General features: G+C 68.3%; 10 protein-coding genes and 1 pseudogene. 2 read left to right on the top strand and 9 right to left on the bottom strand.

All coding sequences use genetic code 11. From position 1 onward, the window contains the following. Positions 1-130 precede the first annotated feature (130 nt). The 4 genes from ACFWB8_RS27295 to ACFWB8_RS27280 form a co-directional block, all read right to left on the bottom strand. A complete protein-coding gene (locus ACFWB8_RS27295; protein WP_385232478.1) occupies positions 131-526 on the bottom strand; it encodes an FKBP-type peptidyl-prolyl cis-trans isomerase in 396 nt (131 codons plus the stop codon). Between the two features lie 28 nt (positions 527-554). After that, positions 555-1,493, bottom strand: coding sequence for an FKBP-type peptidyl-prolyl cis-trans isomerase (locus ACFWB8_RS27290; protein WP_385232475.1), 939 nt, complete (start codon positions 1,491-1,493; stop codon positions 555-557). A 138-nt stretch (positions 1,494-1,631) separates the two neighbouring features. Beyond that, positions 1,632-2,993 carry a Pup--protein ligase gene (gene pafA, locus ACFWB8_RS27285; protein WP_030016332.1) on the bottom strand — a complete coding sequence of 454 codons (1,362 nt, stop codon included), beginning with the start codon at positions 2,991-2,993 and terminating at the stop codon, positions 1,632-1,634. A gap of 58 nt (positions 2,994-3,051) precedes the next feature. Beyond that, positions 3,052-4,302 carry an MFS transporter gene (locus tag ACFWB8_RS27280; protein WP_385232472.1) on the bottom strand — a complete coding sequence of 417 codons (1,251 nt, stop codon included), beginning with the start codon at positions 4,300-4,302 and terminating at the stop codon, positions 3,052-3,054. Positions 4,303-4,366: 64 nt separating this feature from the next. Between ACFWB8_RS27280 and ACFWB8_RS27275 the strand changes: the two genes are divergently transcribed. Continuing rightward, the gene (locus tag ACFWB8_RS27275; RefSeq protein ID WP_385232469.1) at positions 4,367-5,431 is read left to right on the top strand and encodes a LacI family DNA-binding transcriptional regulator; all 1,065 of its coding nucleotides are present in this window, start codon (positions 4,367-4,369) and stop codon (positions 5,429-5,431) included. Positions 5,432-5,488: 57 nt separating this feature from the next. Here the strand turns inward: ACFWB8_RS27275 and prcA are convergent, their stop codons facing one another. From prcA to dop, 5 genes are all read right to left on the bottom strand, one after another. Then, positions 5,489-6,253 (bottom strand): proteasome subunit alpha, encoded by a 765-nt coding sequence (gene prcA / locus ACFWB8_RS27270; RefSeq protein ID WP_385232466.1) that lies wholly within the window; start codon positions 6,251-6,253, stop codon positions 5,489-5,491. A 45-nt stretch (positions 6,254-6,298) separates the two neighbouring features. Continuing rightward, positions 6,299-7,138: a proteasome subunit beta gene (gene prcB / locus ACFWB8_RS27265; RefSeq protein ID WP_385232463.1), complete on the bottom strand. Its 840-nt coding sequence runs from the start codon at positions 7,136-7,138 to the stop codon at positions 6,299-6,301. Further along, positions 7,090-7,602, bottom strand: a complete 513-nt coding sequence (locus tag ACFWB8_RS27260; RefSeq protein ID WP_385232460.1) for an endonuclease VII domain-containing protein — start codon at positions 7,600-7,602, stop codon at positions 7,090-7,092. Before ACFWB8_RS27260 ends, prcB begins: the two co-directional genes overlap by 49 nt. Before the next feature lie 134 nt (positions 7,603-7,736). Next, entirely contained in the window at positions 7,737-7,949 is a 213-nt protein-coding gene (locus ACFWB8_RS27255) for a ubiquitin-like protein Pup (RefSeq protein WP_030294332.1), read from the bottom strand. Between the two features lie 175 nt (positions 7,950-8,124). Then, positions 8,125-9,636, bottom strand: a complete 1,512-nt coding sequence (dop, locus tag ACFWB8_RS27250) for a depupylase/deamidase Dop (protein ID WP_385232457.1) — start codon at positions 9,634-9,636, stop codon at positions 8,125-8,127. Positions 9,637-9,797: 161 nt separating this feature from the next. On the opposite strand from dop, the pseudogene ACFWB8_RS27245 reads away from it, so the two are divergent. After that, positions 9,798-9,871: pseudogene (locus ACFWB8_RS27245) on the top strand (recombination protein RecR); the annotation flags it as partial.

Here is a 9,871-nt window from a genome sequence, read left to right as displayed (position 1 = left end):
TCGAGGCCGGACCCCCGTTCTCTACTAACAAACACTTCACGTTTGACCTACCCCCCCCGGCGGTCCCCGGAAACGCCGGGGGCCCCCCGCCGCCGGGCGGGGGCCCCTCAACTGATCGCGGATGTCCGGATCAGCCGACCTTCACCAGGTCGCAGACGAAGATCAGCGTCTCGCCCGGGGCGATCGCGCCGCCCGCGCCACGGTCACCGTAGGCGAGGTGCGCGGGGATCACGAGCTTGCGGCGGCCGCCGACCTTCATGCCCTGGACGCCCTGGTCCCAGCCGGAGATGACCTGGCCGACACCGAGCTGGAACTGCAGCGCGGAGCCGCGGTTCCAGGAGGCGTCGAACTCCTCGCCGGTGGAGAAGGCCACGCCCACGTAGTGGACGGAGACCCGGTCGCCGGCCTTGGCCTCGGCGCCGTCGCCCACCCAGATGTCCTCCGACACGAGGTCCTTGGGAGCCTCGCCCTCGGGGAAGTCGATCTCGGGCTTCTCGAGCTTGTCGCTCACGGAACTGCTCCTCATACGTACGAAACGGTCAACCGGAACAGTCTTACATCACCGCGAGGATGTCGAGGCTGAAGACCAGCGTCGAGTTCGCCGGGATGGTGCCCTGCTCCTTGTCGCCGAAGCCCTGGTCCGGCGGGATGACCAGCAGGATGCGGCTGCCGACCTTCTTGCCGACCAGGCCCTCCTTCAGACCCTTGACCGAAAGCTGATCCATCGGCCAGGTCACCGTCGTGTCCGAGGAGTACGTGCTCTCGAAGGTCTTGTCGTCCTTCCACGTCTTCCCGTTGAACTTCACCACGACGCTGTCGGTGTCCTTGACCACCGCGCCGTCGCTCTCCAGGACGTAGTCGGAGACCAGCTTGGCCGGCGGGGTCACGTCCTTCGGGACGGACACGGAGACTTCCTTGCCGTCCGTGTTCGTGCCGACCTTCGGCAGGTCCTTGTTGTCCTGCGCGACCTCCTTGCCCTTGGCGGAGGCCGGCACGCTGGTGCCCTTGACGATGTCCACGACGAAGACCAGCGTGGCGTTCGGCTTGATCTTGTCGCCCGAACCCTGGGCGCCGTAACCGAGGTCCGGCGGAATCACCAGCTCCAGACGGCTGCCGACCTTCTTGCCCTCGAGTCCCTGGTCCCAGCCCTTGATGACCTGGCCGGCACCGACGGTGACGTCGAAGGGCTTGCCCTTGCCGAAGCTGGCGTCGAACGGCTCCTTGCCGTCCCACACCTGGCCGACGTAGTTGACCTGGGCGATGTCGCCCTTCTTCAGCGTCGGGCCGTTGCCCTCGCTGATGGTCTCCACCTTCAGTTCCTTGGGCGGTTCGCCCGTCCCCTTCGACAGGGTGGGCGTCTCCCCGAACTTGGCGCCCTTCGTGATCGCGGGCACCCCGTTCTTCATCTGGGCGGAGTCGGAGCCGCTGTCACCACAGGCTGCTGTCGACAGCAGCAGAAGGGGTACGACAAGCAGGCCGGCAAGTCGGCGCACGTGTTCCTCAGATCTCAGACGGCTGGACGGTCGTCGCCACTCTAAGCCGTGCCAAGGGCCCCGTACGAGATGCGTACGGGGCCCCGGGCAGATCCGTGCGATGTCACATCGCGCTACGTGCGCACCGCCACCGGCGCGCTACATCCCCGCGATGAGCTTCTCCACCCGGTCGTCCACCGAACGGAACGGGTCCTTGCACAGCACCGTGCGCTGCGCCTGGTCGTTCAGCTTCAGATGCACCCAGTCGACCGTGAAGTCCCGGCGCTGCTCCTGCGCACGACGGATGAAGTCCCCGCGCAGCCGCGCCCTCGTGGTCTGCGGGGGCACCGACTTGCCCTCGAAGATCTTCAGGTCGTTGCAGATCCGCGCCGCCTGCCCCTTGCGCTCCAGCAGGTAGTACAGCCCGCGCCGACGGTGGATGTCGTGGTACGCGAGGTCTATCTGAGCCACCCGCGGATTCGACATCGTCATGTTGTGCTTGGCCCGGTAACGCTCGATCAACTGGTACTTCATCACCCAGTCGATCTCGGTCCCGATCCGGTCCAGGTCCTCCGCGTCGATCGCGTCCAGGGTCCGGCCCCACAGCTCCAGCACCTGGTCCACCACGCCGGTACGGATGCCCCGGCGCTCGGCGAAGTCCACCGCCTTGTCGTAGTACTCCCGCTGGATCTCCAGGGCGGACGCCTCACGGCCGCTGGCCAGACGCACCTTGCGCTGGCCCGTGATGTCGTGACTGACCTCACGGATGGCCCGGATCGGGTTCTCCAGGGTCAGATCCCGCATCACCGTGCCCGCCTCGATCATGCGCAGCACCAGGTCGGTGGCCCCGACCTTGAGCAGCATGGTCGTCTCGGACATGTTCGAGTCGCCCACGATGACGTGCAGACGGCGGTAGCGCTCGGCGTCCGCGTGCGGCTCGTCCCGGGTGTTGATGATCGGCCGGGAACGCGTCGTGGCCGAGCTGACGCCCTCCCAGATGTGCTCGGCCCGCTGACTCACGCAGTAGACCGCGCCCCGGGGCGTCTGCAGCACCTTGCCCGCACCGCAGATCAACTGCCGCGTGACAAGGAACGGAATGAGGATGTCCGCCAGGCGGGAGAATTCTCCGTGCCGGGCCACCAGGTAGTTCTCGTGGCAGCCGTAGGAGTTGCCCGCCGAGTCGGTGTTGTTCTTGAAGAGATAGACGTCGCCCGCGATTCCCTCCTCGTGCAGGCGGCGTTCGGCATCGACGAGCAGGCCTTCGAGAATGCGCTCGCCCGCCTTGTCGTGCGTGACCAGTTCGGTCACGTTGTCGCATTCGGGAGTTGCATATTCCGGATGCGAACCCACGTCGAGGTAGAGGCGGGCGCCGTTCCGCAGGAAGACATTGCTGCTGCGGCCCCATGACACAACACGGCGGAAGAGGTAGCGCGCCACTTCGTCAGGAGACAGTCGGCGCTGTCCCCTGAACGTGCACGTGACGCCGTACTCGTTCTCCAGCCCGAAAATGCGGCGGTCCATGACTGAACATTACGCCTTCTGCCCTCTTCTGAAACCGGGTTCGCCAGTGCCGTTTCGATCAATTGCCGACGAACGGCTCCGACGGCACCTGCGACACACCCCCCGGCGAACCCGCCACCGCCCTACTGCGACCCGGCACCGCAAGCACCCGCTGAGTCACCGTCAGCACCCCCAGCGCCGCCGCCCCGGCCACGCTCGCCACCCCGAAACTCGCCGCCGTACCGCCCCACTCCACCACCGGCCCCGCCGCCGCCGTACCGATCGCCGCACCCACCCCGAAGAACGTCACCAACCAGGAGAACGCCTCCGTCACCGTGCCCGCCGGGGCATGCCGGTCCACCACGATGAACGCACACGCCAGCGCCGGCGCCAGGAACACACCCGCCAACGCCGCCAGCCCCGACATCGCCACCGGACCCGGCGTCAGCATCAGCGGCAGGTAACACAACGCCAGCAGCGCCACCAGCAACCGCAGCCGCCGCTCCGGCGCCCCGGCCCACTGCCGCGCACCGTAGACCACCCCGCCGAACAGCGCACCCAGCCCCAGCGACGCCATCAGCCAGCCGTACACCGCCTGATTCCCGTGATCATCCGCATACGCCACACCCGCCACCGCGATCGAACCCAGCGCCGTACCCACGAAGAAGAAGGCACCCAGGAGCGCCAGCAGCCCCTTGGAACGCAGCGCACCCAGCCAGTGCGCCTCACGCGGCGCCGACCGCCACGCCCGCGAAGGCTCGCTGACCACCACCGACAGGGCGCCCAGCACCCCGATCGCGTTCAGGGCCAGCAGAGCCCCGGCCGGCGACCACAGCGACACGAACAGCGTCACCAGCAGCGGACCCACCGTGAACATGACCTCCTGCGCCACCGCGTCCATCGCGTACGCCGCGTGCACCCGCTCCTCACGGCCCCCCAGCACCCCCGGCCACAACGCCCGCAGCCCGCCCTCCAGCGGAGGCGTGAACAACCCCGCCACCACCACCGCCGCATACGCCGCGACCGGCGCCCCGGTACCGGCCAGCGCCAACCACACCATGCCCAGCGCGGACACCACGGCCGCCGGCAGCTGCACCCGCGGCTGCCCGTACAGGTCCACGGCCCGCCCGAGCAACGGCTGGCCCACCGCATTGGCCAGCCCGTACGCGGCCGCCAACGCCCCCGCGAGGGTGTAGCTGCCGCCCTCCGCGCGCGTGAACAGCACGATGGCGATGGCCGCCGTGCCATTCGGCAGCCGGCCTATGAGCGTGCCCACCAGCAGCCTCGCGGCGTGCCGGGTCCTGAGCAGCTCCGCGTATCCCGCGGCCATGTCCGCCCCCTTCTGCCCGGCACCCGCCGGGGTAATACGTATAACGCGACCCGTCATACGTACCATGGCCGCAGTCCGCCGGTCCACCCGACGAACCCCCCGACACACCCCTGACCACGCACTTCAGGAGCCACCTGTGACGAGACCCACCAGCCGCGACGTCGCCACCGCCGCCGGGGTCTCCCAAGCCACCGTCTCCCTGGTCCTCGGCGACAAATGGCGCGGCCGCGTCTCCCCACGCACCGCCGACCTCGTCCGCGAAACCGCCACCCGACTCGGCTACCGCCCCAACCTCGCCGCCCGCAACCTCCGCCTCGGCTCCACCCGCACCGCCCTCCTCGTCGTCCCCGCCCTCACCAACGAATTCTTCGCCCGCGTCTACACCGGCGCCGCACGCATCGCCGCCGAACACGGCTTCGGCGTCGTCCTCTACCCCTCCCCCGACGGCACCGGCCCCGCCCGCAACCCCTTCGCCTCCGCCCGCGCCGCCCTCGACGGAGTCATCGCCTCCTCCATGGCCGCCGGGGCCCTCGAAGCCATCGGCGGCGACGGACTCCCCCTCGTCATGCTCGACAGCGACCCCACCGCCGGACCAGCCGCCGCCCACGTCAACCTCGCCATGGCCGACGGCATGCGCCAAGTCACCGAACACCTCCTCGCCCTCGGCCACCACCGCTTCCTCCACCTCGCCTCGGCCATCGACACCTGGACCTTCCACATCCGCGCCGAAGCCCTCACCGCCCTCCTGGGCCCCCACACCGAGCTGCGCACCGTACGGGCCCCCCTCACCGTGGAGGGCGCCCGCACGGCCATGGAGAGCGCCCTGGCCACCCCCGGGAACCGACCCACCGCCGTCATCTGCGACGACGACATCCTCGCCGCCGGCGCCTGCAAAGCAGCCCGCCGCCTCGGCCTGCGCGTGCCCGACGACCTCTCCGTCACCGGCTTCGACGACCTCGCCCTCGCCACCGCCGTCGAACCCGAACTCACCACCGTCCGCCTCCCCGCCGAACGCGTCGGCGAACAAGGCATGACCGCCCTCCTCGCCGTCCTCGAAGGCACCCCCTGGACCGCCCCCGACATCCCCGTGGAACTCGTCATCCGCGGCTCCACCGGACCCGCCCGCTGACACGACGAAGCCCCGGCCCGCCGAGAACGGCAGACCGGGGCCATCGCAGGAGAGGTCCTACTCCGCCTCGTCCTCCGGAGCCTCGTCGTTCGACACGGCGTCGGCCTGCGCGGCCGCCGGAACATCCGCCTCCAACAGCCGCGACAGCTGCCGGCCCCGGATCCGCTTGAACTTCCGCTGCTGCGACCGCGTCCGGTCCAGCACCGCGACCTCCAGCCGCTCGGCCGGAATCGCCTTGTCCGCACCGTTCGCCTGACTCGACAGCGCCTGCACCGCCAGCTTCAACGCCTCCGACAGGGTCATCCCGTCCTGGTGACGCTGATCGAGGAACGTGCTGATCTGCTCGGCATTGCCACCCACCGCGACGGAACCGTGCTCGTCCACGATCGAACCGTCATGCGGCAGCCGGTAGATCTGGTCCCCCGCGGCGGTCGTCCCCACCTCGGCGACGACCAGCTCCACCTCGTACGGCTTCTCACCGGCACTCGAAAAGATCGTGCCGAGCGTCTGCGCGTACACGTTCGCCAGCCCACGGGCCGTCACATCGTCACGGTCGTAGGTGTATCCGCGCAGATCCGCATAGCGCACACCGCCGATCCGCAGGTTCTCGTACTCGTTGTACTTGCCGGCGGCCGCGAAACCGATCCGGTCGTAGATCTCGCTGAACTTGTGCAGCGCACGGGACGGGTTCTCGCCGACGAACACGATGCCGTCGGCGTACTGCAGCACGACAAGGCTGCGGCCGCGGGCGATGCCCTTACGGGCGTACTCCGCCCGGTCGGCCATGGCCTGCTGGGGTGAAACGTAGAACGGAGTCGACACCGGCTGTCCGTCCCTTTCTTCCGGGCTCCTACAGAACGGGGATGGTCAGAGCAGGGCGGCGCGCGGGCCGTCGGGCTGCTCCAGCCGACGGTCGGTGACCGTACGGGCGAGGTCCTGCGACTGATCGTCGGTCAGCCTGCGGAAACCCTCTTCGGTGATGACGGTGACGATCGGGTAGATGTGCCGGTACAGGTCCGGCCCACCCGTCGCCGAATCGTCGTCCGCGGCGTCGAACAGCGCCTGGACGACGAGCGTGGTGGCCTGCTCCTCCGTCAGATCGGGACGGTAGAGCTTCTTCATGGAGCCGCGAGCGAAGATCGAGCCGGAACCGGTGGCGGCGAAGCCGTGCTCCTCCGAGCGGCCGCCCGTCACGTCGTAGGAGAAGATGCGGCCCTTCTCCTTGGCCTCGTCGTAGCCCGCGAAGAGCGGTACGACCGCCAGCCCCTGCATCGCCATCCCCAGATTGCTCCGGATCATGGTCGAGAGCCGGTTGGCCTTGCCCTCCAGGGAGAGCGTCGCGCCCTCCACCTTCTCGAAGTGCTCCAGCTCCAGCTGGAACAGCTTGACCATCTCCACGGCCAGGCCGGCCGTACCGGCGATGCCCACCGCGGAGTACTCGTCCGCCGGGAACACCTTCTCGATGTCCCGCTGCGCGATCATGTTCCCCATGGTCGCCCGCCGGTCACCGGCGAGCACGACCCCGCCGGGGAAGGTGGTGGCCACGATGGTCGTCCCGTGCGGCGCCTCGACGACACCCTCGGGCAGCTTGCGGTTGCCCGGCAGCATCTCGGGCTGGTGCGCGCCGAGGAAATCCATGAAGGACGACGACCCCGGCGTCAGGAAGGCTGCCGGTAGACGCCCTGTGCTACGAGTGTTGGGTTCCACAGGTTTCCTTCCACGTAAGCGGCTGCACGCCGTATGACGTCCGGCCGATCCTTGAACTGCCCCAAGGCTGCGTTACAGCTGAAGCACAGTACGCCTCGGACCTTACCCGTCTGATGATCGTGATCCACGTGCTCGGCCGGAGCGCTCTGACGGAGCAGGCACTTCCCGCCTTGAGCCGCGATCATGTCATCACGCTCGGCTTCGGTGATGCCGTAATGGCGCTTGAAGTAGGAAGCTCGGTTCCGTTGCGCTCGGCACTCTCGGCAGTAGCTGGCCCAACCGTCCGAACTCGTCTTGTTCCGCTCCCATTCCGAGTGGGGCTTGACCTCCCCGCATTGGGGACACCGCTTGTGCCCGGACGGCACGGGGATCTTCGCCCGCACCGTCCGCCCCTTCGCCTCTTGGCTTCTCTTATAGTGCTCGGCTTGGCATTCACGGCAATACGCCTGCAGACCGTCCCGCATTGCGCGATTACTCGCGAAGGGCTCACATAACTGGACTCGCTTGCATCGCGAGCAACGCTTCATGCCCTCAGGCACCGCTTCGGCCACCCCACCCCCGAACTTTCGATTCGAAGGTCAAACGGCCCTGGCGAGCCTTACTCGCCGCCCTTTTGCACGAATGACCTCACGAAATCCTCGGCGTTCTCCTCCAAGACGTCGTCGATTTCGTCAAGTACGGAGTCGACGTCGTCGGAGAGCTTCTCCTGGCGCTCCTTGAGGTCGGTCGATTCTTCGACCGCCGCCTCCTCGACCTCCTCGGTCGAGCGCTGCGCCTTCTGCTGTCCGCCGCCGGTGTCCTTGGTCGCCATGTCTACCTCACCCCGCTCGGTTCGCACGCTCACGTCGAGGGACCCCGGGAATTCGGGATCCCTCAAGATCAGACCCTACGTCGGACCCTACAAGGAGGGTCCGACATTCGTCCCCGTACTTTCCTAACGTCCGGGTGCCTTCATGATTCCCGGACCAGAGGCATTTCAGGCCCGCTCAGCGCCCCGAAAGCACCCGCACCAGGTCCTCCGCCGTGCGGCAGCGGTCCAGGAGCTCCTTCACGTGCGCCCGCGTCCCCCGCAGCGGCTCCATCGTCGGGACCCGCTGGAGCGAGTCGTGCCCCGGCAGGTCGAAGATCACCGAGTCCCACGAGGCCGCGGCCACGTCGTCGGCGTACTGCTCCAGGCAGCGGCCCCGGAAGTACGCCCGGGTGTCCTCCGGGGGCTTGCTCTGCGCCCGCTCCACGGCCGGCTCCTCCAGCAGCCGCTGCATCTTGCCGCGGGCCACCAGGCGGTTGTACAGCCCCTTGTCGGGCCGTACGTCCGAGTACTGCAGGTCCACCAGGTGCAGCCGGGCCGCGTCCCAGCCGAGTCCGTCCCGCCTCCGGTAGCCCTCGAGGATCTCCCGCTTCGCGATCCAGTCCAGCTCTCCCGACAGGCTCATCGGGTCGCTCTCCAGCCGGCCCAGCACGTCCTCCCAGCGGGCCAGCACATCCTTGGTCTGCTCGTCCGCGTCGGAGCCGAAACGCTCCTCCACGTACTTCCTGGCCAGCTCGAAGTACTCCATCTGAAGCTGTACGGCGGTCAGGGTCCGACCGCTGCGCAGCGTGATCAGGTGGTGCAGGTCGGGATCGTGCGAGACCTGGTGCAGGGTGCGCACCGGCTGGTCCACGGCCAGGTCGACGTTGATGAACCCGTCCTCGATCATGGACAGGACCAGGGCGGTCGTGCCGAGCTTGAGGTAGGTGGAGATCTCGGAGAGGTTGGCGTCGCCGATGATCACGTGGAGGCGGCGGTACTTCTCCGCGTCGGAGTGCGGTTCGTCGCGCGTGTTGATGATGGGCCGCTTCAGGGTGGTCTCCAGCCCCACCTCGACCTCGAAGTAGTCCGCGCGCTGGCTGATCTGGAAGCCGTGCTCGCGGCCGTCCTGGCCGATGCCCACGCGTCCGGCGCCGGTGACGACCTGGCGCGAGACGAAGAAGGGGGTGAGGTGGCGCACGATGTCCGAGAAGGGGGTTTCCCGCTTCATCAGGTAGTTCTCGTGCGTGCCGTAGGAGGCGCCCTTGTTGTCGGTGTTGTTCTTGTAGAGGTGGATCGGCTGGGCGCCGGGGAGCTGCGCCGCCCGGACGGCCGCCTCGGCCATGATCCGTTCGCCGGCCTTGTCCCAGAGCACGGCGTCCAGCGGATTGGTGATCTCCGGCGAGCTGTACTCGGGGTGCGCGTGGTCGACGTAGAGCCGGGCGCCGTTGGTGAGGATCACGTTGGCGAGGCCGATGTCCTCGTCGGTGAGCTGGCTGTTGTCGGCGGCCTCGCGGGCGAGGTCGAAGCCGCGGGCGTCCCGTAGTGGATTCTCTTCCTCGAAGTCCCAGCGGGCGCGTCGCGCCCGGTGCATCGCCGCCGCGTAGGCGTTGACGATCTGGGACGAGGTGAGCATGGCATTGGCGTTCGGGTGCCCGGGGACGGAGATCCCGTACTCCGTCTCGATCCCCATTACTCGCCGTACGGTCATGCGGCCCTCCTTGCCCGGCGGCGCTCCCGTTCGGGAGCGGCGCTCAAGTACCGCTGGTGCTCCGGTGCGTTTGGTGCGGTGCCCGTCCCCGCACTGCGCGACCGGCGGTAAGGAAGAGCCTAGAACCACTCCGCGCTGGTGGGGAGATCATTTCAGTCATTGACGGCGAGGTGACCGAGCTGATCCTCGCCACCGACCCGAACCTGGAGGGCGAGGCGACCGCCACGTACCTCGC

The sequence above is a fragment of the Streptomyces sp. NPDC060031 genome, from assembly GCF_042736805.1.
Taxonomy (GTDB): domain Bacteria; phylum Actinomycetota; class Actinomycetes; order Streptomycetales; family Streptomycetaceae; genus Streptomyces.
Note: the sequence above shows the minus strand (reverse complement) of the source record. Positions and strands in the feature narration are given on the sequence as shown.